Source organism: Burkholderia puraquae (genome assembly GCF_002099195.1).
GTDB classification, from domain to species: domain Bacteria; phylum Pseudomonadota; class Gammaproteobacteria; order Burkholderiales; family Burkholderiaceae; genus Burkholderia; species Burkholderia puraquae.
Genome location: NZ_NBYX01000016.1, coordinates 46,996 through 68,246 on the forward strand (window position 1 = coordinate 46,996; position 21,251 = coordinate 68,246).

17 protein-coding genes and 1 pseudogene are annotated in these 21,251 nt (G+C 67.2%); 10 read left to right on the forward strand and 8 right to left on the reverse strand.

Annotated features, from left to right (window positions below; genetic code table 11):
- The first annotated feature begins 165 nt into the window (after positions 1-165).
- The 4 genes from B7G54_RS26435 to B7G54_RS26450 all read left to right on the forward strand — a co-directional run bounded on the left by B7G54_RS26435 (position 166) and on the right by B7G54_RS26450 (position 3,414).
- A complete protein-coding gene (locus tag B7G54_RS26435; protein ID WP_085041761.1) occupies positions 166-726 on the forward strand; it encodes a cytochrome b in 561 nt (186 codons plus the stop codon).
- 8 nt (positions 727-734) lie between these two features.
- Positions 735-1,295: a YceI family protein gene (locus B7G54_RS26440; RefSeq protein ID WP_085041832.1), complete on the forward strand. Its 561-nt coding sequence runs from the start codon at positions 735-737 to the stop codon at positions 1,293-1,295.
- A gap of 65 nt (positions 1,296-1,360) precedes the next feature.
- Positions 1,361-1,942 (forward strand): YceI family protein, encoded by a 582-nt coding sequence (locus B7G54_RS26445; protein WP_085041762.1) that lies wholly within the window; start codon positions 1,361-1,363, stop codon positions 1,940-1,942.
- A gap of 194 nt (positions 1,943-2,136) precedes the next feature.
- Entirely contained in the window at positions 2,137-3,414 is a 1,278-nt protein-coding gene (locus B7G54_RS26450) for an MFS transporter (protein WP_085041763.1), read from the forward strand.
- Positions 3,415-3,432: 18 nt separating this feature from the next.
- Here B7G54_RS26450 and B7G54_RS26455 read toward each other — a convergent pair whose 3' ends face one another.
- From B7G54_RS26455 to queA, 6 genes are all read right to left on the reverse strand, one after another.
- Entirely contained in the window at positions 3,433-5,016 is a 1,584-nt protein-coding gene (locus tag B7G54_RS26455; protein ID WP_244289436.1) for a S41 family peptidase, read from the reverse strand.
- Between the two features lie 206 nt (positions 5,017-5,222).
- Positions 5,223-6,173: a protein translocase subunit SecF gene (gene secF, locus B7G54_RS26460; protein WP_050011793.1), complete on the reverse strand. Its 951-nt coding sequence runs from the start codon at positions 6,171-6,173 to the stop codon at positions 5,223-5,225.
- An 18-nt stretch (positions 6,174-6,191) separates the two neighbouring features.
- Positions 6,192-8,213 carry a protein translocase subunit SecD gene (gene secD / locus B7G54_RS26465; protein WP_085041764.1) on the reverse strand — a complete coding sequence of 674 codons (2,022 nt, stop codon included), beginning with the start codon at positions 8,211-8,213 and terminating at the stop codon, positions 6,192-6,194.
- 106 nt (positions 8,214-8,319) lie between these two features.
- Entirely contained in the window at positions 8,320-8,643 is a 324-nt protein-coding gene (gene yajC, locus B7G54_RS26470; RefSeq protein WP_006476868.1) for a preprotein translocase subunit YajC, read from the reverse strand.
- A gap of 233 nt (positions 8,644-8,876) precedes the next feature.
- Entirely contained in the window at positions 8,877-10,064 is a 1,188-nt protein-coding gene (tgt, locus tag B7G54_RS26475) for a tRNA guanosine(34) transglycosylase Tgt (protein ID WP_085041765.1), read from the reverse strand.
- 208 nt (positions 10,065-10,272) lie between these two features.
- A complete protein-coding gene (gene queA, locus B7G54_RS26480; RefSeq protein ID WP_085041766.1) occupies positions 10,273-11,343 on the reverse strand; it encodes a tRNA preQ1(34) S-adenosylmethionine ribosyltransferase-isomerase QueA in 1,071 nt (356 codons plus the stop codon).
- 167 nt (positions 11,344-11,510) lie between these two features.
- Here queA and recG point away from each other — a divergent pair, with 167 nt between their 5' ends.
- The 6 genes and pseudogenes from recG (at position 11,511) to ubiA (ending at position 19,508) form a co-directional block, all read left to right on the forward strand.
- Positions 11,511-13,853 carry an ATP-dependent DNA helicase RecG gene (gene recG / locus B7G54_RS26485; protein ID WP_085041767.1) on the forward strand — a complete coding sequence of 781 codons (2,343 nt, stop codon included), beginning with the start codon at positions 11,511-11,513 and terminating at the stop codon, positions 13,851-13,853.
- A 125-nt stretch (positions 13,854-13,978) separates the two neighbouring features.
- On the forward strand, positions 13,979-14,938 hold the full coding sequence (locus B7G54_RS26490; protein ID WP_006760053.1) for a LysR substrate-binding domain-containing protein: 960 nt from the start codon (positions 13,979-13,981) through the stop codon (positions 14,936-14,938).
- 641 nt (positions 14,939-15,579) lie between these two features.
- Positions 15,580-17,766, forward strand: a complete 2,187-nt coding sequence (gene katG / locus B7G54_RS26495) for a catalase/peroxidase HPI (protein WP_085041768.1) — start codon at positions 15,580-15,582, stop codon at positions 17,764-17,766.
- A gap of 102 nt (positions 17,767-17,868) precedes the next feature.
- Positions 17,869-18,009, forward strand: coding sequence for a hypothetical protein (locus B7G54_RS39175; protein WP_165765627.1), 141 nt, complete (start codon positions 17,869-17,871; stop codon positions 18,007-18,009).
- 159 nt (positions 18,010-18,168) lie between these two features.
- Positions 18,169-18,369 (forward strand): annotated as a pseudogene (locus B7G54_RS26500) (Dps family protein); the annotation flags it as partial.
- Positions 18,370-18,644: 275 nt separating this feature from the next.
- Complete coding sequence (gene ubiA, locus B7G54_RS26505; RefSeq protein WP_085041769.1) at positions 18,645-19,508, forward strand: 4-hydroxybenzoate octaprenyltransferase; 864 nt, start codon at positions 18,645-18,647, stop codon at positions 19,506-19,508.
- Between the two features lie 162 nt (positions 19,509-19,670).
- Here ubiA and proC read toward each other — a convergent pair whose 3' ends face one another.
- Both proC and B7G54_RS26515 read right to left on the reverse strand, forming a co-directional pair.
- Positions 19,671-20,483 carry a pyrroline-5-carboxylate reductase gene (proC, locus tag B7G54_RS26510; RefSeq protein ID WP_085041770.1) on the reverse strand — a complete coding sequence of 271 codons (813 nt, stop codon included), beginning with the start codon at positions 20,481-20,483 and terminating at the stop codon, positions 19,671-19,673.
- 51 nt (positions 20,484-20,534) lie between these two features.
- A complete protein-coding gene (locus B7G54_RS26515) occupies positions 20,535-21,233 on the reverse strand; it encodes a YggS family pyridoxal phosphate-dependent enzyme (RefSeq protein ID WP_085041771.1) in 699 nt (232 codons plus the stop codon).
- Positions 21,234-21,251: the final 18 nt, after the last annotated feature.

The following is a 21,251-nucleotide window of genomic DNA, read 5'->3' on the forward strand; positions in this document are numbered from 1 at the left end:
ATCGTGTGTTCGGTGACTGATCGGTAACATGACAGGAAACTGTCAGCTGGCTGGCGCGCCTGTCTTCAGAGTCCGCGCGTGTCAAAAGGTTGCGGTAGCATGGCGCCCTTGACTAGCGTCGGACGAATGGCCGGCGCGGCTTTTCGCTGAACTGAGGAATCCAAGATGGCATCGAAATCGTTGCCGGCCAGACCGGTAAGCTATACGCAGACGGCGATCGCGCTGCACTGGCTGATCGCGCTGCTGATCGTCTGCGCGTTCGCGCTCGGCTGGGTGATGACGGACATCCCCGGCTTCACGCCGACCAAGCTGAAGTACTTCTCGTGGCACAAGTGGATCGGTGTGACGGCATTCGTGCTGGCCGTCTTGCGCGTGCTCTGGCGTGCGACCCACGCCGCCCCCGCGCTGCCGGGCAATACGCCGGCATGGCAGCGGGCCGCGTCCCACGGCGTGCACATGCTGCTGTACGTGCTGATGATCGTGATCCCGGTGACCGGCTACCTGTACAGCTCGGCGTCGAACATCCCGGTCGTCTACCTCGGCATCGTGCCGCTGCCGCGCCTGATCGATCCCGATCCGGTGCTCAAGGAAACCTTCAAGACGCTGCATGTGTCTTTGAATTACATTCTGCTTGCGCTCGTTGCGATGCACGTGCTCGCGGCGCTCAAGCACCAGCTGTTGGACCGCGACGGCCTGCTGTCGCGCATGCTTCCCTTTGCCAAATGAAGGATCCCATGAAAGTGTCTTTCTCCCGCTCCATGCTGACCGCGTTCGCCGCGGCGGCGCTTGTCGCGTCGGGCGCGGCGCATGCCGATGTCGATCTCGCGAAGAGCAAGGTGTCCGCCGTGTCGAAGCAGATGAACGTGCCGACCGAAGGCGCGTTCAAGAAGTTTTCCGCGCAGGTGAAGTTCGACCCGGCGAAAGCCGCGCAGGGCAGCGCGCAAATGACGATCGACGTCGCGAGCTTCGACCTCGGCGACAAGATGTACAACGACCAGGTCGCCGGCAAGGACTGGTTCGACGCGAAGGCGTATCCGCAGGCGACGTTCGTGTCGTCGACGATCGCGCCGGCGGGCGGCAACAAGTACAACGTGACCGGCAAGCTGACGATCAAGGGCAAGGCCGAGACCGTCACGGTGCCCGTCACGGTCGCGCAAAACGGCGCGACGCAGACGTTCGACGGCGTGCTGCCGATCAAGCGTTCGACCTTCAACGTCGGCACCGGCGAATGGAAGGACACGTCGATCGTCGCGGATGAAGTGCAGATCAAGTTCCACCTCGTCGCAACGAAGTAAGCGGCGGGTTGTCGCCTCACCAGAATGCCGCGCGAGGGCGCGGCGCCGTTCTTAGGAGAAAGAGTTTGAAAAAGCATCTGATCATCGCCGCAGGCGCGCTGGCTGCTTCGCTGTCGTTCTCGGCCTTCGCCGAAAGCGCGACCTACCAGTTCGACCCGAGCCACACGTACCCGAGCTTCGAGGCCGACCACTTCGGTGGCCTGTCGGTCTGGCGCGGCAAGTTCGACAAGTCGAGCGGCACGGTGACGCTCGATCGCGCGGCGAAGACCGGCACGGTCGACGTGACGACCGACATCGCGTCGATCCACACGGGTAGCGCGAAGCTCGACGAGCACCTGCAGACGGCCGAATTCTTCGACGTCTCCAAGTTCCCGCAGGCGAACTACAAGGGCGCGATCAAGTTCGACGGCGACAAGCCGGTGTCGGTGGTCGGCAACCTGACGCTGCATGGCGTCACGAAGCCGGTCACGCTGAAGATCGACTCGTTCAAGTGCATGCCGCACCCGATGCTCAAGCGTGAAGTGTGCGGCGTCGACGCGGTCGGCGAATTCAGCCGCGACGACTTCGGCCTCGACTACGGCAAGCAGTACGGCTTCAAGATGAAGACGAAGCTGCTGATCACGGCAGAAGCGGTCAAGCAGCAGTAAGTGCGCCGGCGGGGCCGGCCATCGCGCCGGCCCATGCGGTCAAACCGCCGCGCTCCCGTTACAGGGGCGCGGCGGTTTTTTTTGCGCGCCTATAATCGCCCGAACGCGGCATGCGGCCATGCGGCGCCGGGCGGCCAGACTGTGTGCGACAGCGGCCGCCTCGAACAGAACATACAACGACAAGGAGATCGCCGATGCATGCCGTCACGCAGTCCCGTTCCATTGCCTCGTCGCCGCGCGTGTGGCGCGCGGTGGTCGCCGCGTCGATCGGCAATGCGCTCGAGTGGTTCGATCTCGTCGTCTACGGCTTCTTCGCGGTGACGATCTCGAAGCTGTTCTTCCCGGCCGGCAACGACACCGTGTCGCTGCTGCTCACGCTCGGCACGTTCGGCGTGTCGTTCTTCATGCGCCCGCTCGGCGCGATCGTGCTCGGCGCGTATGCCGACCGCGCGGGCCGCAAGGCCGCGCTCACGCTGTCGATCCTGCTGATGATGGCCGGCACGCTGGTCATCGCGGTGCTGCCGACCTACGAGACGATCGGCGTCGCCGCGCCGGTGATCCTCGTCGCCGCGCGGCTGATGCAGGGCTTCTCGGCCGGCGGCGAGTTCGGCAGCGCGACCGCGTTCCTTGCCGAGCACGTGCCGGGCCGGCGCGGCTTCTTCGCGAGCTGGCAGGTTGCGAGCCAGGGGCTCACGACGCTGCTCGCCGCCGGCTTCGGCACCGTGCTGAACGCGCAGCTGTCGGCCGCGCAGATGGCATCGTGGGGCTGGCGCGTGCCGTTCTTCTTCGGCCTGCTGCTCGGGCCGGTCGCGTATTACATCCGCACGAAGGTCGACGAGACGCCCGAATTCCTCGCGGCGGAAGGCACCGCGAACCCGCTGCGCGACACGTTCGCGTCGCACAAGGCGCGCCTCGTCGCCGCAATGGGCGTGGTCGTGCTCGGCACCGTCGCGACCTATCTCGTGCTGTTCATGCCGACCTACGGCGTGAAGCAGCTCGGCCTCGCGCCGTCCGCCGCGTTCGCGGCGATCCTCGTCGTCGGCGTGATCCAGATGGCGTTCGCGCCGCTCGTCGGCCACTGGTCGGACACCTACGGCCGCGTGCGTGTGATGATCGCGCCGGCCGTCGGTATCCTCGTGCTGATCTACCCGGCGTTCGCGTACCTGGTTGCCCATCCGGGCTTCGGCACGCTGATCGCGCTGCAGGTGCTGCTCGCGTTCCTGATGACGGGGTACTTCGCGGCGCTGCCGGGTTTGTTGTCCGAAGTGTTTCCGGTGCAGACGCGCACGACCGGGATGTCGCTCGCATATAACGTCGCAGTGACGATCTTCGGCGGCTTCGGGCCGTTCATCATCGCGTGGCTGATCAAGGCGACCGGGATGAAGACCGCGCCGAGCTTCTACCTGATGTTCGCGGCCGTGCTGAGCCTCGTGGCGCTGGTCGTGCTGCGCCGGCGGTTCGGCTTCCGGTAATCGGGCGGGCGGCGTGCGTCAGTTGCCGGCGTGTTCGCACACGGGCCGCGCGGGCATCAGTTGCGGTTTGGCTTCGACGGTCTGCACGGGGCGCCCGGCGAGTGCGGCAAGCGCCTGCCTGAGCTGCCAGTCGGCTGCCGTGCCGAATACGCGCTGCGGCAACGCCGCGCTCTTCGCCGTATCGATCTTCGCGAGCGCACGTTGCTCGCGCAGCTTCTGCCGCTCCTTGCGCACCTTCGCGAACGGATCGGGCGCCAGCCGGTCCGCATACGGCGCGCGGGCGAGATCGGCTTCCCGGTACCACAGCAGCACGCCGTCGAGGTCGGAGTCGCGGCGCGGCGGCACGAGCCAGTCCGGCACGACGCCGTAGCCGTCCATCGGGCAGCCGTTCGGCCGCAGGTTGCGCGCGAACGTGAAATTCAGGCGCGTGCCGTCGATCAGGTCGACGCCCGTCTGCGCGAGCCCCTTGCCGTAAGTCGGCATGCCGAGCAGCTTCGCGCGGCCGAGATCCTTCAGCGCCGCTGCGGTCGCTTCGGCGGCCGACGCGCTCTGTCCGTCGACGAGCACGACGAGCGGCACGGTGCGCCACCAGTCGTCGGCTTGCAGCGGCGCGAGCGGGTCCTGCCCGTGCATGACCGGTAATTCGTAATCGGGCCAGTTGGTCGTGTAGCGGCGGCGGTTGGTGTCGCCGCGTTCGACCGTCACCATTGCGGTGCGGTCGCGGCCAGTGAACAGCGCGGTGATGCCGATCGCCGCATTGAGCGCGCCGCCGCCGTTGATGCGCAGGTCGAGAATCATGCCTTTCACGGGCGGGCCTGCGCGGCGCGCGGCCTGCACGGCGTCGATGGTGTCGCCGACCGCCGGTTCGGGGAAGCTCGACAGCCGCGTGTACAGGATGTCGCCGTCGAGCCGTTTCGTAGTCGCCGGATGCGGCTTGAGGATCGTCCGCACGGGCGCGAAGCTCAGCATCGTGTGCGACGGGCCGCGCTGGACCGTAAGCTTCAGCGGCGCCCCCGCGTCGCCCTTGGCGAGCTTGGTCAGGTCGGCGGGATCGATGCCGACGACGCTCGTATCGTTCATCGCGACGACGAGATCGTCGGGGCGCACGCCAGCCTTTTCCGCGGGCGCGTCGGGAATCACGTCGACGATGTGCAGCCCGTCGGGCCGTGTCTCGAACACGATGCCAATGCCGGGCGTGCCGTCGCGCGCGCGCCGTTCGTCGTCGCGCCGCGCCTGCTCCTCCTTCGTGTCGAAGAAACGCGCGTACGGCAGCGTCTTGATTCCCGCATGGGTCGTTGCGTCGAGCAGCGCGCCGATGTCGACGTCGGTCAGGTGCTGCCGCTTCAGGACTTCCACCGCGGCCTTGAGCTCGCAGATCTGCGGCTCCCAGTCGGGCGGGCAGGGCGAAGGCGGCCGGGCGGTGGCGGGTGAGGCCGGCGTGGCGGGCGAGGTGGCGGGTGCGGAAGCGGAAGCGGAAGCGGAAGCGGAAGCGGGCGGATCGGATGCCGGCTGTTGCGCACCGACGGACGACACGCACGGCAGGAGCGCGACCGTGACGGCTGCGCAAACGGCAAGGCGAGGAACGACACGCGTGGGAATCATCGGGACCGCACGTTTGAACGGAGGGCGAAGGCGCTGTCCCGCCGGCGCGCGGCTGGCTTGTGGCGCGGCGGGACGGTCACGATTGTAGCCGACACGCGTGACGGGGCAGGGCCCGCGGGCTGCGCGACGCATGTCGGGTGGCGCGGGCATGAAAAAAGCCGGCCCAACCGGGCCGGCTTTTCGTCTGTGCCGAAGCAGCGTGGCGCTTAAACCTGCGCGCCTGCGTTGGGATCGTCCGGATCGTGCGCGGTCTTCTTGTCCTTGATCAGGTCTTCGCGCTTGATGCCGAGCCACATCGCGAGCGAACCCGCGACGAACACCGACGAGTAGATGCCGAACATGATGCCGACCGTCAGCGCGAGCGCGAAGTAGTGCAGCGTCGGGCCGCCGAAGAAGAACATCGACAGCACCATCATTTCGGTCGACGTGTGCGTGATGATCGTGCGCGACATCGTGGTCGTGATCGCGTGGTTGATCACTTCCTGCACGCTCATCTTGCGTTCGCGGCGGAACGTCTCGCGGATCCGGTCGAAGATGACGACCGACTCGTTGACCGAGTAGCCGAGCACCGCGAGGATCGCCGCGAGCACCGCCAGCGAGAACTCCCACTGGAAGAACGCGAAGAAGCCGAGAATGATCACGACGTCGTGCAGGTTGGCGATGATGCCGGCCACTGCGTACTTCCACTCGAAGCGGAACGACAGGTAGATCACGATGCCGATCACGACGCACGCGAGCGCGAGCAGGCCGTCGGTCGCGAGCTCCCGGCCGACCTGCGGGCCGACGAACTCGACGCGCTGCAGCGTGACGTCCGGGCTCTGCGCCTTCAGCGCGCCCATCACCTGGTCGCTCTGCTGCGCGGACGTGAGGCCTTCCTTCAGCTGCAGGCGGATCAGCACGTTGCGCGACGTGCCGAAGTTCTGCACCTGCGCGTCGGCGTAGCCGAGCTTGCCGAGCGTCGCGCGCACGGGTTCGAGTTCCGCGGCCTGCTGGTACTGCACCTCGATCACCGTCCCGCCGGTGAATTCGACGGACAGGTGGAGCCCGCGGTGGAACAGGAAGAACACGGCGGCGAGGAACGTGACCAGCGAGATCACGTTGAACACCAGCGCGTGCCGCATGAACGGAATGTCTTTACGGATGCGGAAAAATTCCATGGTCTCGTCTCCGGGGCCTTATTGGGTCGAGCCCGGTTTTTTCGGCGACACGCCTTGCTGCGCGCGATTGCGCAGCTGCGGCTTGCCGGCGCGCGGCGCGTTGCCCTTCGCGGGGGCGGCGAGCTTCGCGGCGCGTGCGGTGTCGGTCGATTCGTCGGCGTCGGTGAACGACGCGCCGGCAGTGGCGCCTTCCGGCTTCCACACCTGGCCGATCGCGAGCGACTTCAGCTTCTTGCGGCCGCCGTACCAGAGGTTGACGATCCCGCGCGAGAAGAACACCGCGGAGAACATCGACGTCAGGATACCGAGGCAGTGCACGATCGCGAACGCGCGAACCGGGCCCGAGCCGAACGCGAGCAGCGCGAGGCCGGCGATCAGCGTCGTGACGTTCGAGTCGAGAATCGTCGCCCATGCATGCGCGTAGCCGGACTGGATCGCGAGCTGCGGCGGCTGGCCGGCGCGCAGTTCTTCACGCACGCGCTCGTTGATCAGCACGTTCGAGTCGATCGCCATACCGAGCGCGAGCGCGATAGCGGCGATACCGGGCAGCGTCAGCGTTGCCTGCATCAGCGACAGCACGGCGACGAGCAGCAGCAGGTTCACCGACAGGCCGATCACCGAGATCACGCCGAACAGCATGTAGTACGCGATCATGAACACGGCGATCGCGCAGAAGCCCCAGATCACCGAGTGGACGCCCATCTTGATGTTGTCGGCACCGAGGCTCGGGCCGATCGTGCGTTCCTCGATGATGTCCATCGGCGCTGCGAGCGAACCGGCGCGCAGCAGCAGCGCGAGGTCGGCTGCGGCCTGCGGCGTCGGCTGGCCCGTGATCTGGAAGCGGTCGCCGAGTTCCGACTGGATCGTCGCGACCGTCAGCACTTCGCCCTTGCCCTTCTCGAACAGCACCATCGCCATCGGCTTGCCGATGTTCTCGCGCGATACCGCGCGCACCGAGCGGCCGCCCGCCGAATCGAGGCGGATGTTGACCGACGGACGCTGGTGATCGTCGAAGCCGGCCGATGCATCGATGATGCGGTCGCCCGTGAAGATCACTTCCTTCTTCAGCAGCACGGGCGCCTGGTTGCCCTGCGTGAACAGCTCTTCACCCGGCGGCACCGGGTCGTTCGGGTTCGGGTGCGTGTTGAGCGGGTCGGCGAGGCGCGCTTCGAGCGTCGCGGTGCGACCGATGATGTCCTTCGCCTTCGCGGTGTCCTGCACGCCCGGCAACTCGACGACGATGCGGTCGCTGCCCTGCTGCTGCAGGATCGGCTCCGACACGCCGAGTTCGTTCACGCGGTTGTGGAGCGTCGTCAGGTTCTGCTTGAGCGCGGCGTCCTCGACGGACTTCTGCACGGCCGGCGTAAACGTGCCGACGACCTGCGTGCCGCCGCCGCCGGGCTGGGTCGCCCATTGCAGTTCGGTGATCGACAGCGCGAGCACCTTGCGGGCGTCTTCCGCCGTCTGCGCATCGCTGAAATTGACGACCACGGACTGGTCGACGCGGCTCACGCCGCCGTCGCGGATGTTCTTGTCGCGCAGCAGCGTGCGCGCGTCGGACGCGTCGGAATCGAGCTTCTTCGTCAGCGCGCCCGTCATGTCGACCTGGAGCAGGAAGTGGACGCCGCCGCGCAGGTCGAGGCCGAGATACATCGGCAGCGCGTGCAGGGAGGTCAGCCAGCGCGGCGACGCGCTCTGCAGGTTCAGGGCGACGACGTACTGCGGATCGTTCGGGTCGGTGTTCAGCGACTTCTGCAGCAGGTCCTTGACGCGCAGCTGCGTATCGGTGTCCTTCAGGCGCACGCGGATGTTCGCGTTGGTCGCCGTGTTCTCGAAGGTGACGTCGTCCGGCGTGATCTGCGCGGACGCGAGCGCCGATTCGACCTGGGTCAGCGTGGTCGAGTCGAGCTTGACCGTGGCCTTGCCGCTCGACACCTGCACCGCCGGCGCTTCGCCGAAGAAGTTGGGCAATGTGTACAGAAGGCCGATGGCGAGCGCCACGACCATCACGACATATTTCCAGAGTGGATAACGATTCATGAGGGAGCCGAACGGGTGGTTGGCGTGAAAGCGTCGCGTCCGGCGCCGCGGCGGCCCGCTCTCTCAGGCGGGCACGGCGCGGGGAGCCGGACGCTCGGTGAAGGGCTTACAGCGACTTGATCGTGCCCTTCGGCAGAATGGTCGTGACCGCAGCCTTCTGCACGGTGATTTCGGTGCCTTCGGCGATCTCGACGCCGATGTAGCCTTCGGTGACCTTCGTCACCTTGCCCACGAGGCCGCCGCTCGTGACGACTTCGTCGCCCTTGGCCATGGCCGCGAGCATGTTGCGGTGCTCCTTCTGACGCTTCATCTGCGGACGGATCATGATGAAGTAGAGCACGGCAAACATCAGGATGAGCGGCAGGAAGCTCATCAGGCTCGATTCGGCGCCACCGGCACCTTGCGCGAACGCGTTGGAAATGAACGGCACGTTGGTCTCTCCGTAGGGGAAGATCGAAAAATAAGCCGGTTATTCTACCACCGGCCCCATGCGCAAACGGATCGGCAAATGCGCTTTCGGATCAAGCTGTTAAAGCGCGAACCGTTACCGTTGCGACTTGTTTGGAAAGGTGATTGTAATATTTGGCGGTCGGGTTCGGCAGTTGGGATGCGTTATTTAGTACACGTCCGATGTGACGGGCCGCGGCGCGGGCAGCCGGTCCGTCAGTCGACACCTCTGGCGCGATCCTCCGCGAAGCGCTGGCGGAACGCGTCGAAGGTATGGGTCTCGATCGCGTCGCGGATCTCGCTCATCAGCTGCAGGTAGTAGTGCAGGTTGTGGATCGTGTTGAGCTGCGCGCCGAGGATCTCGCCGACGCGGTGCAGGTGATGCAGGTAGCCGCGCGAGAAGTTCTGGCACGTGTAGCACGTGCAGCTCGCGTCGAGCGGCTTCAGCGAGTTCTTGTGCGTCGCGTTGCGGATCTTCACGTCGCCGAAGCGCGTGAAGAGCCAGCCGTTGCGCGCGTTGCGGGTCGGCATCACGCAGTCGAACATGTCGACGCCGTTGGCCACGCCCTCGACCAGGTCTTCCGGGGTGCCGACACCCATCAGGTAGTGCGGCTTGTTGGCCGGAAGCTTCGGGCCCACGTGCCGCAGCACGCGCATCATGTCTTCCTTCGGTTCGCCGACCGACAGCCCGCCGATCGCGAGGCCGTGGAAGCCGAGTTCCGCGAGGCCCGCGAGCGATTCGTCGCGCAGGTCCTCGAACATCCCGCCCTGGACGATCCCGAACAGCGCGTTCGGGTTGCCGAGCCGGTTGAACTCGTCGAGCGAGCGCTTCGCCCAGCGCAGCGACATGCGCATCGAGTCGGCCGCTTCCTTGTGCGTGGTCGGCACGCCGTTGGTTGCATACGGCGTGCACTCGTCGAACTGCATCACGACGTCGGAGTTCAGCACCTTCTGGATCTGCATCGACACTTCCGGCGACAGGAACAGCTTGTCGCCGTTGATCGGCGACGCGAACGTGACACCGTCCTCGGTGATCTTGCGCAGGTCGCCGAGCGAGAACACCTGGAAGCCGCCCGAGTCGGTCAGGATCGGCTTGTTCCAGCCCATGAAGCCATGCAGGCCGCCGTGCGCATCGATCGTGTCGAGGCCCGGTCGCAGCCACAGGTGGAACGTGTTGCCGAGAATGATCTGGGCCTTGATCTCGTGCAGCTCGCGCGGCTGGATCGCCTTCACCGTGCCGTACGTACCGACCGGCATGAAGATCGGCGTCTCGACCACGCCGTGGTTGAGCTTCACGCGGCCGCGGCGCGCATGGCCGTCGGTCGTCAGCAGTTCGAATTCGAGCCCGTTCGCCGGGCGGTCCTGCACGGGGGCGTGCGTATCGTGGGATGAACCTTCGGTCATCGCGTCATTCTCCTCGCTACCGGGCTGCTCTGCATGGGACCAGAGTAACCGCTAAAGCGCTAACTCTGGATCGCAAGTCCGGCGCATGTTGGAAACGCCGCCGGAAGACCGGCGGCGGGGAAAAGTCAGGTGCGCGCCATCGTAACGCGCGCAGCGGGCGGGTGTTGCCGCGCGCTGCGCTGCTTGCGGCACGTGGCGCGTATGCCGGTCACGCGCCGGCGGTCGTCTCCGGCGTGTCGCGCCGCGTGAGCAGCATCGCGTCGCCGTAGCTGAAGAAGCGGTAGCGTTCGTCGATCGCGTGCCGGTACGCGGCGCGAATCGTCTCGACGCCCGCGAACGCGGACACGAGCATCAGCAGCGTCGACTTCGGCAGGTGAAAGTTCGTGACGAGCCGGTCGACCACGCGGAAACGATAGCCGGGCGTGATGAAGATGTCGGTCTCGGCCTGCGTTGCCGCGAGCGGGCGGCCCGCTTCGTCGGCCGCGCGCGCGGCGGCTTCGAGCGCGCGCATCGACGTCGTGCCGACCGCGATCACGTTGCCGCCGCGCGCACGGGTCGCGGCGATCCTGTCGGCGAGCGACTGCGGCAGGTCGTACCACTCGCTGTGCATCTTGTGCTCGGCGATGTTGTCGACGCGCACCGGCTGGAACGTGCCGGCGCCGACATGCAGCGTCAGCGTCGCGCGCTCGACGCCCATCGCGTCGAGCCGGTCGAGCATCGGCTGGTCGAAGTGCAGCCCGGCCGTCGGCGCGGCGACCGCGCCCGGGTTGCTCGCGTAGACGGTCTGGTAGCGCGTCTCGTCGGTCGCGTCCGGATCGTGCTCGATATACGGCGGCAGCGGCAGGCGGCCGTACTGCTCGATCAGCTCGAGGCACGGCTCGGGGAAGTTCAGCGTGAAGAACGGCTCGACGCGCTCGCCGACCGTCACGTCGAACGCATCGGCGAGGCGCAGCGTCGTGCCGGCGCCCGGCGACTTGCTCGCGCGGATCTGCGCGAGTGCCGTGTGCGTACCGGTCACGCGTTCGATCAGCACCTCGATCTTGCCGCCGCTGGCCTTCTGGCCGAAGAAACGCGCCTTCAGCACCTTGGTATCGTTGAAGACGAGCAGGTCGCCGGCCGAGATGCACGACGGCAGCGCGGTGAAGTGGCGGTCGACCAGGCGTGCGGGCGCGACGGTGCCGTCGACCTCGAGCAGGCGGCTTGCGGTGCGATCGGGCAGCGCGGTTTGAGCAATCAGCTCGGGCGGCAGATTGAAATCGAAATCGGAAAGCGTGAACATGCGGGCTGGTTCGAAGCGGCCGGCAGGCGTCGCCGGCAGGGCGGAAACGCGTAAATGGGGCGCGCGAGCCGCTATGATGACGGGATGCGCGGCCTGGCCGGCGTCGTTCGTTCGGACGACGTGAAAGCCGCTATTGTACTTGCCTTGCGAAGCACCCAGACGATCCGATGCCTGTGTCACCACGCCGTTCCTCCGCTGCCGTTGCCGATTCCGCCGATCCGTTCGACGCGGAGGATGTTGCGCTACCCGCGCGAAGCGCGGAGGAGCGTGCTTCCGCGGCGCGCGCCGTGCCGCGCCGGGCCGGACCGAAACGCGGTGCCGACGGCAGGCTCGCGCAGCCTGCGGCCGCCGCGCCCGATGCCGATGCCGATGCCGATGGCGCTGCTGCGGGCGACGCAGCGGGCGCGGCCGGCGCGAAGCGCAAGAAGAAGCCGGCCGCCGATAAGCCCGTGAAGACCGTCGACAAGCTCGCGAAGCTCGGCCTCACGCGCTCGATCGATCTCGTGCTGCATCTGCCGATGCGCTATGAGGACGAAACCACGCTCACGCCGATCGGCGAGTTGCTGCCGGGCGGCATCGCGCAGACCGAAGGCGTCGTGTTCGACAACGAGGTCGCGTACCGGCCGCGCCGCCAGCTGGTCGTGAAGATCCAGGACGACGACGGCGAGCACCTCGTGCTGCGCTTCCTGAATTTCTACGGCTCGCAGGTCAAGCAGATGGCCGTCGGCCAGCGGCTGCGCGTGCGCGGCGACGTGCGTGGCGGCTTCTTCGGGATGGAGATGGTGCATCCGGCGGTGCGCGTGGTCGAAGCCGATGCGCCGCTGCCGCAGGTGCTCACGCCCGTATATCCGAGCACGGCCGGTGTGTCGCAGGCGTATCTGCGCAAGGCGATCGAGAACGCGGTCGAGCGCACGCCGCTGCCCGAGCTGCTGCCGCCCGAGATCCAGCGCGACTACCTGAAGCCGCTCGACGTGCCGTCGCTCGAGCAGGCGGTGCGCATCCTGCACCACCCGCGCGTCGATTCCGACGAAGCCGCACTGATGGACGGCTCGCATCCGGCGTGGACGCGCATCAAGTTCGAGGAGCTGCTCGCGCAGCAGCTGTCGCTCAAGCGCGCACACGAGGAGCGCCGCACGCGTGCGGCGCCCGCGATGCCGCGCCGTACCGCGAGCGATGCCGATGCACTGACGACCCGGCTTTACGGGGCGCTGCCGTTCACGCTGACGGGCGCGCAGGCGCGCGTCGTCGACGAAATCGCGAATGACCTCACGCTCGCGCACCCGATGCAGCGCCTGCTGCAGGGCGACGTCGGCAGCGGCAAGACCGTCGTCGCGGCGCTGGCCGCCACGCAGGCGATCGACGCGGGCTACCAGGCCGCGCTGATGGCGCCCACCGAAATCCTCGCGGAACAGCACGCGCGCAAGCTGCGCGCGTGGCTCGAGCCGCTCGGCGTCACGGTGGCGTGGCTCGCGGGCAGCCTGAAGGCGAAGGAGAAGCGCGCGGCGATCGAGGCGGCCGCGCTCGGCACCGCGCAACTCGTGATCGGCACGCACGCGATCATCCAGGACACGGTCGAATTCGCGCGGCTCGGCCTCGTGATCGTCGACGAGCAGCACCGTTTCGGCGTCGAGCAGCGGCTCGCGCTGCGTGCGAAGGCTGCGAATGCGGCCAACGGCGCGCGCGACTTCCAGCCGCACCAGTTGATGATGTCGGCCACGCCGATTCCGCGCACGCTCGCGATGACGTACTACGCGGATCTCGAGGTCTCGACGATCGACGAGCTGCCGCCCGGCCGCACGCCCGTGCTGACGCGCCTCGTCGGCGACGCGCGGCGCGAGGAGGTGATCGCCCGCGTGCGCGAGGCCGCGCTGACCGGGCGCCAGGTGTACTGGGTGTGCCCGCTGATCGAGGAGAGCGAGACGCTGCAGCTGCAGACGGCCGTCGAGACTTACGAGACGCTGGCCGCGGCACTCCCGGAGCTGAAGGTCGGGCTCGTGCACGGCCGGCTGTCGCCCGCCGACAAGGCGGCCGTGATGGAGGCGTTCACGCGCAACGACGTGCAACTGCTCGTCGCGACGACCGTGATCGAGGTCGGCGTCGACGTGCCGAACGCGTCGCTGATGGTGATCGAGCACGCGGAGCGCTTCGGCCTCGCGCAGCTGCACCAGTTGCGCGGCCGGGTCGGGCGCGGCACCGCGGCGTCGGTGTGCGTGCTGCTGTACACGGGGCCGCTGTCGCTGACCGGCCGCGAGCGGTTGAAGACGATGCGCGAGACGACCGACGGCTTCGAGATTGCACGGCGCGACCTCGAGATCCGCGGCCCCGGCGAATTCCTCGGCGCACGCCAGTCGGGCGCGGCGATGCTGCGCTTTGCGAACCTCGAGACCGACGGCTGGCTGATCGACCCGGCACGCGAAGCCGCGACGCGGTTGATTGCCGCGTATCCCGAGGTCGTGACGCAGCATCTGGCGCGCTGGCTCGGCGCGCGGGAGCAGTACCTGAAGGCCTGATCCACGGGTTGGGGCCGGATTTAAAACAGCCGTTTGACGCATTCCAGTGCTGAGAAACTTGGCGAACCGGTGTCACAGGGTGTATAAATTAAACCTATCGCCTGTATATCTCTGATTGACCCACAATGACGCTGACTGAATTGAAATACATCGTCGCGGTCGCGCGCGAACGGCATTTCGGCCGCGCGGCCGAAGCATGCTTCGTGAGCCAGCCGACGCTGTCGGTGGCGATCAAGAAGCTCGAAGACGAGCTCAACGTGCAGATTTTCGAGCGCGGCGCGAGCGAAGTGAGCGTGACGCCGATCGGCGACCAGATCGTCACGCAGGCGCAGCGCGTGCTCGAGCAGACCTTCGCAATCAAGGAGATCGCGAAGCAGGGCAAGGATCCGCTGGTCGGCCCGTTCCGCCTTGGCGTGATCTACACGATCGGGCCGTACCTGCTGCCGACGCTCGTCAAGCAGATGATCCAGCGTGTTCCGCAGATGCCGCTGATGCTGCAGGAAAACTACACGCTCAAGCTGCTCGAACTGCTGAAGCAGGGCGAGATCGACGCCGCGATCATGGCGCTGCCGTTTCCGGAAACCGGCCTGATGGTGCGCCCGCTGTACGACGAGCCGTTCGTCGTCGCGCTGCCGGCCGGCCATCCGTGGGAGAAGCGCGACGAGATCGACGCCGAGGACCTGAAGCAGGAAACCATGCTGCTGCTCGGCAACGGCCACTGCTTCCGCGATCACGTGCTCGGCGTGTGCCCGGAGCTGATGCGTTTCTCGCAGACGGCCGACGGCATCCAGAAGACCTTCGAGGGCTCGTCGCTCGAGACGATCCGCCACATGGTCGCAAGCGGCGTCGGCATCACCGTGTTGCCGCGGATGTCGGTCGCCGAAGTCGGCCCGCGCGCGAACGGCCCCGATGCCGAACTGCTGTCGTACGTGCCGTTCAACGAGCCGGTGCCCGACCGCCGCGTGGTGCTCGTATGGCGCAAGAGCTTCACGCGGATGCCCGCGATCGACGCGATCAGCGACGCGATTGCAGCGTGCGATCTGCCGGGCGTCGCGAAGCTCGACATGCCGGCGACGATGAACTGAGCACGCTGCAGCATGCGCGTGTGGCAGCACGATGAACGGGGCCTTGCGACCCCGTTTATTTTTCTCTATCGCATAGATGAAATTAATCAAATTCTATTAATCGATAGACGTATATAGAATCCTCACCATGGATCGGCGTCGTGTCGACGGTTGATCAGCACGTTGAATGCAAGCGCCAAAGGAGGATGTCATGATGCGGTCGGTATTGCAGCACGCGCAGCGGAACATCCCGTCGCGTGACGCGGTCGTACATCGCGCCAGGGCGGCGGTCCGCAGCCTGCGTCCGATTGCGTTCGCATACCTGGCGGACCGTGTGTATGGTGGCTGAAGACCGCCGCGCGCCGGTTCAGTGTTCCCCCGATTCTTCCGCCGCCAAGCCATGAGGGCGCATCGTATGTCCGAAAGCTGGAACACCGCCCGCGCTGCCGGCACGACGCTTGCCGGCAGCCGGTCCCCGGAGCGTTGCGCCTGCGGCGCATCGCAGCGGGAACGCACGCCGCAGGCCACGCACGACATCCCGTAGTACGACAGGAGGACCAACCTGTTCCGTTTCCCATCCCCGCAATGACACTCCACCAACCGCCCGGCATGCCGCCGGGGCGAACGGATGGAGTCATACGAGCAAGCCAAGGAGAAATCGCATGTCGAACGAAACGAAGTGCCCGTTCAACCACACCGCTGGTGGCGGCACGACGAACAAGGACTGGTGGCCGAATCAGCTCAACCTGAATATCCTGCACCGGCATTCGCCGCTGTCCGATCCGATGGACAAGGATTTCGACTATGCCGAAGCGTTCAAGAAGCTGGATCTCGCGGCGGTGAAGCAGGACCTGCACGCGCTGATGACGACGTCGCAGGACTGGTGGCCGGCCGACTTCGGCCACTACGGCGGCCTGTTCATCCGCATGGCCTGGCACAGCGCCGGCACGTACCGCACGGCCGACGGCCGCGGCGGCGCGGGCGGCGGGCAGCAGCGCTTCGCGCCGCTGAACAGCTGGCCCGACAACGTCAGCCTCGACAAGGCGCGCCGGCTGCTGTGGCCGATCAAGCAGAAGTACGGCCGCAACATCTCGTGGGCCGACCTGCTGATCCTGACCGGCAACGTCGCGCTCGAATCGATGGGCTTCAAGACCTTCGGCTATGCCGGCGGCCGCGTCGATACGTGGGAACCGGACGACGTGTACTGGGGTTCGGAAAAGATCTGGCTGGAACTGAGCGGCGGCCCGAACAGCCGCTACTCGGGCAAGCGCGACCTCGAAAGCCCGCTGGCCGCGGTGCAGATGGGCCTCATCTACGTGAACCCGGAAGGCCCGGACGGCAACCCCGACCCGGTCGCCGCCGCGCATGATATCCGCGAGACGTTCGCACGCATGGCGATGAACGACGAAGAGACGGTCGCGCTGATCGCGGGCGGCCATACGTTCGGCAAGACGCACGGCGCCGGCCCGGCCTCGAACGTCGGCGCCGAGCCGGAAGCCGCGGGCCTCGAGCAGCAGGGTCTCGGCTGGAAGAGCACGTTCGGCACGGGCAAGGGCGCGGACGCGATCACGAGCGGCCTCGAAGTCACGTGGACGTCGACGCCGACGCAGTGGAGCAACGACTTCTTCAAGCACCTGTTCAGCTACGAGTGGGAGCTCACGAAGAGCCCGGCCGGCGCGCACCAGTGGGTCGCGAAGGACGCAGGCGAAGTGATTCCGGATGCGTACGACGCGTCGAAGAAGCATCGCCCGACGATGCTGACGACCGACCTGTCGCTGCGTTTCGATCCGGCCTACGAGAAGATCTCGCGCCGCTTCTACGAGAACCCGGCCGAGTTCGCCGACGCGTTCGCGCGCGCCTGGTTCAAGCTCACGCACCGCGACATGGGCCCGCGTGCCCGCTATCTCGGCCCGGACGTGCCGGCCGAGCATCTGCTGTGGCAGGACCCGATTCCGGCCGTCGACCACAAGCTGGTCGACGACGCCGACGTCGCGGCGCTGAAGGCGAAGGTGCTTGCATCGGGCCTGTCGGTGTCGCAGCTCGTGTCGACCGCATGGGCGTCGGCTGCGACGTTCCGCGGTTCGGACAAGCGCGGCGGCGCGAACGGTGCGCGTATCCGCCTGGCGCCGCAGAAGGACTGGGAAGTGAACCGCCCGGCTGAACTCGCGAAGGTGCTCGCGACGCTCGAAGGCGTGCAGAAGGCGTTCAACGATGCGCAGACGGGCGGCAAGAAGGTGTCGCTCGCCGACCTGATCGTGCTGGCCGGTGCGGCCGGCGTCGAGCAGGCCGCGAAGAACGCGGGCGTCGCGGTGACGGTGCCGTTCGCACCGGGCCGTGCGGATGCGTCGCAGGAAGAGACCGATATCGAAGCGATGGCCGTGCTCGAGCCGGTCGCGGACGGCTTCCGCAACTTCCTGAAGCACGCATACAAGACGCCGGCCGAGGCGCTGCTGGTCGACAAGGCGCAACTGCTGACGCTGAGCGCGCCCGAGATGACGGTGCTCGTCGGCGGCCTGCGCGTGCTCGGTGCGAACGCCGGCGATGCGAAGCAGGGCGTGTTCACCGATCGTCCGGAAGCGCTGACGAACGACTTCTTCGTGAACCTGCTCGACATGGGCACGGAATGGAAGCCGGTGTCGGCCGCGAACGATGTGTTCGAAGGGCGCGATCGTGCGACGGGCAAGGTCAAGTGGACCGGCTCGCGCGTCGACCTGATCTTCGGCTCGCATGCGCAGCTGCGTGCGCTGGCCGAGGTGTACGGCAGCGCGGATGCGAAGGAGAAGTTCGCGCGCGACTTCGTCGCGGCCTGGAACAAGGTGATGAACCTCGACCGCTTCGACCTCGCTTGAGCGTCGCCGTGCAGTAGTGCGGTGATGCAGTAACGGGAAACGGCCGGCCGGTTGGCCGGCCGTTTCTTCCTGACCCCGGGTTTCGTTGAAGGAGTGACGATCATGACGCAAATGATGCTGAACATGCGCGCCGCCATGGCGACGCCGGCCGAGATCGCGCGGTACGTAGTCGGATTCGCGATCGTCATCGGCGGTGCGGCCGAACTGGTGTCGCAGGCGCTGCACGCGATCGCGGCCGCCTGAGCGCGGCGTTTCACGCGCCACACGTCGTGGCGAGCCGTGCGTGCGGGTAGTGCGGTGTCGACAGGCAGGTCGCCCGATTCGCTTTCATTGCTCTGGTTCATTGAATAAGGAGTCCGGAACATGTCCAGGAAGACTCGCGCTGCCGAGATCAACATCGGCATCAGCGACAAGGACCGCACGAAGATCGCGGAAGACATGATCCGCCAGCTCGTCGAGGGGCACGAGGCCGTTGTGCGTACCGCGCGCGCGATCTTCCCGCTTGCCGATACGGCCAGCGACGAGCCGACCGCCGACCTGCTGACGCAGCGTCTGCAAATTCATGAAAAAACCGCGTGGATGCTGCGCTCGCTGCTCGCGTAGGCGTGCGATGTTCAGCAGACTGGCTGACGCCCGCGCATACCGGCGCCGGCCCTGATTGATCCGCCCGCGCCGGGCCGTACCCGGGCCGGTGCGCTGGATGGATCCGCGCGTGCGCTTGCTCTGTCCCTTGATTGATGCGCTTCGTGGCTCGGCCATGTGCGGCGGGCGCCGGCAGCGTGCTGGCGTCCGGCAGCGGCCGGCCACGGGCCGCGCCGACATGACGCGAGGCACCGCTCGGCTCTAAAATGCCGGGGTTATCTTCCCGGTGCTTCGCCATGCTTGCCCGCTTTCCCCTGTATCTGCGGCTCGTCCGGATGGACAAGCCGATCGGCAGCCTGCTGCTGCTGTGGCCGACGCTCAACGCGCTGTGGATCGCGTCCGACGGCCATCCGCGCTGGCCGCTGCTCGTGATCTTCTCGCTCGGCACGCTGCTGATGCGCTCGGCCGGGTGCGCGATGAACGACTACGCCGACCGCGATTTCGACCGCCACGTGAAGCGCACGGCCGACCGGCCGCTGACGTCGGGCAAGATCCGCGCGTGGGAAGCCATTGCGATCGCCGTCGGGCTCGCATTCATCTCGTTCCTGCTGATCCTGCCGCTCAACACGCTGACGAAGGAGCTGTCCGTCGTCGCGCTGTTCGTCGCGGGCTCGTATCCGTTCATGAAGCGCTTCTTCGCGATTCCGCAGGCGTATCTCGGCATCGCATTCGGTTTCGGCATTCCGATGGCGTTCGCGGCCGTGCAGGACACGGTGCCGACGATCGCGTGGGTGATGCTGGTCGCGAACATTTTCTGGTCGGTCGCATACGACACCGAATACGCGATGGTCGATCGCGACGACGACATCAAGATCGGGATCCGCACGTCCGCGCTGACGTTCGGCCGCTTCGACGTCGCGGCCGTCATGCTGTGCTACGCGGCGACGCTCGGCATCTACGTGTGGATCAGCGTGACGCGCGGCTTCGGGCTCGCGTACTGGGCCGGCTGGGCGGCGGCGGTTGGCTGCGCGCTGTATCACTACACGCTGATCAAGGGCCGCGAACGGATGCCGTGCTTCGCGGCGTTCCGGCACAACAACTGGCTCGGCGGCGTGCTGTTCGCCGGGATCGCCGCGCATTACCTGCTGGCAGGGAGCTGAGGTTCGCGATCCGTCCACCGCAGGCGGTAAGCCGTGCGGCACGCGGCACCAACAAAAAAGCGGCCTGGGCCGCTTTTTTGTCGTTCGCGCCAATCAGCGCAGCGGGGCAGGGCGCCCGGCGCGTGCAGCGCGGCGAGCGCGGAGCCGGCACTGCGAGCGCGCTTACGCGCGGCCGAGTTCGTCGCCCATTTCCTTCGCGCGTGCTTCGGCCGCAAGCGCACCGCGCACGATCGCATCCTTCACGCCCTGCGCGTCGAACGACGCGAGCGCGGCGGCCGTGGTGCCGCCCTTCGACGTCACGCGCTCGCGCAGCACGCTCGCCGGCTCGCCCGATTGCGCGGCGAGTTGCGCGGCGCCGGTGAACGTCGCGACCGCGAGCGCACGGCCCTGTTCGTCGGTCATGCCGAGCTGGCGCGCGGCCTCCTGCAGCGCTTCGATGAAATAGAACACGTAGGCCGGGCCGCTGCCCGAGATCGCGGTGACAGCGTCGAGCTTCGATTCGTCGTCGAACCATACGATTTCGCCGACCGCGCCGAGCACGTTCGATGCGAGTTCGCGGCCCGCCGCATCGACGCCCGGCAACGCGGCGAGGCCCGTGACGCCCATGCCGACGAGCGCAGGCGTGTTCGGCATCGTGCGCACGACGCGGGCGTAGTCGCCGAGCCAGCGCGCGAGATCGCTGCCGCGGATGCCGGCCGCGATGCTGATCACGAGCTGCGACTTCAGGTGCGGCGCGAGCGCCTGCGCGACGTCCTTCAGCACCTGCGGCTTCACTGCGAGCACGACCGCGTCGTAGTCGGCGAGCGTCGCGTCGATGGCTGCGCCGGTGCGCACGCCGAACTGCTGAGCGGCGTGCGCGCGCGCTGCTTCGTTGACGTCGATGGCATACAGGCCGTCAGCGGCAACGCCGCGCTTGATCAGGCCGCCGATCAGGGCCGCGGCCATGTTGCCGCCGCCGATGAATGCGATTTTCATGATGTCCGATTGAGCGAGTGAGTGAACGGTAGGGCGTAAAGGGTGCGGTGTTCAGTGCGAGTAATCGCGCGCGCCGAAGATCGCAGTGCCGACGCGCACGATCGTCGCGCCTTCGAGCACGGCCGCGTCGAGATCGGCGGACATGCCCATCGACAACGTGTCGAGCGGCAGGCCGTCGGCGCGCAGCGCGTCGAACAGTGCGCGCAGCGCACGATGCGGCACGCGCTGCGCGTCGGTGTCGCCGGCCGGTTCGGGAATCGCCATCAGGCCGCGCAGCCGCAGCGACGGCAGTGCGGCGACCGCGCGCGCGACCTCGGCCACGTCGGCCGGCGCGACGCCGCTCTTCGACGCCTCGCCGCTGATGTTCACCTGCACGCACACGTTGAGCGGCGGCAGGTGCGCGGGGCGTTGTTCCGACAGGCGCTGCGCGATCTTCAGCCGGTCGACCGAATGGACCCAGTCGAAGCGTTCGGCAACCGGGCGCGTCTTGTTCGATTGCAGCGGCCCGATGAAATGCCATTCGAGGCTCGCACGCAGGTCGGCGAGCGCGTCGATCTTGTCGATCGATTCCTGCACGTAGTTTTCGCCGAAGGCACGCTGCCCGGCCGCATGCGCGGCGCGCACGTCGTCGGCGGGAAACGTTTTGGACACGGCGAGCAACGACACGGTGGCGGGATCGCGGCCGGCCGTGCGTGCGGCGTCGGCGATGCGGCGATGGACGGATTCGAGGCGGGCGGCGAGATCGGACATGACGGGCACGGAAGCAGG

What these genes read in the sequence shown, in the direction of transcription:
- B7G54_RS26435 (WP_085041761.1), top strand. Translation starts at nt 166, where the DNA reads ATGGCATCGAAATCGTTGCCGGCCAGACCGGTAAGCTATACGCAGACG.
- B7G54_RS26440 (WP_085041832.1), top strand. Translation starts at nt 735, where the DNA reads ATGAAAGTGTCTTTCTCCCGCTCCATGCTGACCGCGTTCGCCGCGGCG.
- B7G54_RS26450 (WP_085041763.1), top strand. Translation starts at nt 2,137, where the DNA reads ATGCATGCCGTCACGCAGTCCCGTTCCATTGCCTCGTCGCCGCGCGTG.
- B7G54_RS26455 (WP_244289436.1), bottom strand. Translation starts at nt 5,016, where the DNA reads ATGATTCCCACGCGTGTCGTTCCTCGCCTTGCCGTTTGCGCAGCCGTC.
- secF (WP_050011793.1), bottom strand. Translation starts at nt 6,173, where the DNA reads ATGGAATTTTTCCGCATCCGTAAAGACATTCCGTTCATGCGGCACGCG.
- secD (WP_085041764.1), bottom strand. Translation starts at nt 8,213, where the DNA reads ATGAATCGTTATCCACTCTGGAAATATGTCGTGATGGTCGTGGCGCTC.
- tgt (WP_085041765.1), bottom strand. Translation starts at nt 10,064, where the DNA reads ATGACCGAAGGTTCATCCCACGATACGCACGCCCCCGTGCAGGACCGC.
- queA (WP_085041766.1), bottom strand. Translation starts at nt 11,343, where the DNA reads ATGTTCACGCTTTCCGATTTCGATTTCAATCTGCCGCCCGAGCTGATT.
- recG (WP_085041767.1), top strand. Translation starts at nt 11,511, where the DNA reads ATGCCTGTGTCACCACGCCGTTCCTCCGCTGCCGTTGCCGATTCCGCC.
- B7G54_RS26490 (WP_006760053.1), top strand. Translation starts at nt 13,979, where the DNA reads ATGACGCTGACTGAATTGAAATACATCGTCGCGGTCGCGCGCGAACGG.
- katG (WP_085041768.1), top strand. Translation starts at nt 15,580, where the DNA reads ATGTCGAACGAAACGAAGTGCCCGTTCAACCACACCGCTGGTGGCGGC.
- B7G54_RS39175 (WP_165765627.1), top strand. Translation starts at nt 17,869, where the DNA reads ATGACGCAAATGATGCTGAACATGCGCGCCGCCATGGCGACGCCGGCC.
- ubiA (WP_085041769.1), top strand. Translation starts at nt 18,645, where the DNA reads ATGCTTGCCCGCTTTCCCCTGTATCTGCGGCTCGTCCGGATGGACAAG.
- proC (WP_085041770.1), bottom strand. Translation starts at nt 20,483, where the DNA reads ATGAAAATCGCATTCATCGGCGGCGGCAACATGGCCGCGGCCCTGATC.
- B7G54_RS26515 (WP_085041771.1), bottom strand. Translation starts at nt 21,233, where the DNA reads ATGTCCGATCTCGCCGCCCGCCTCGAATCCGTCCATCGCCGCATCGCC.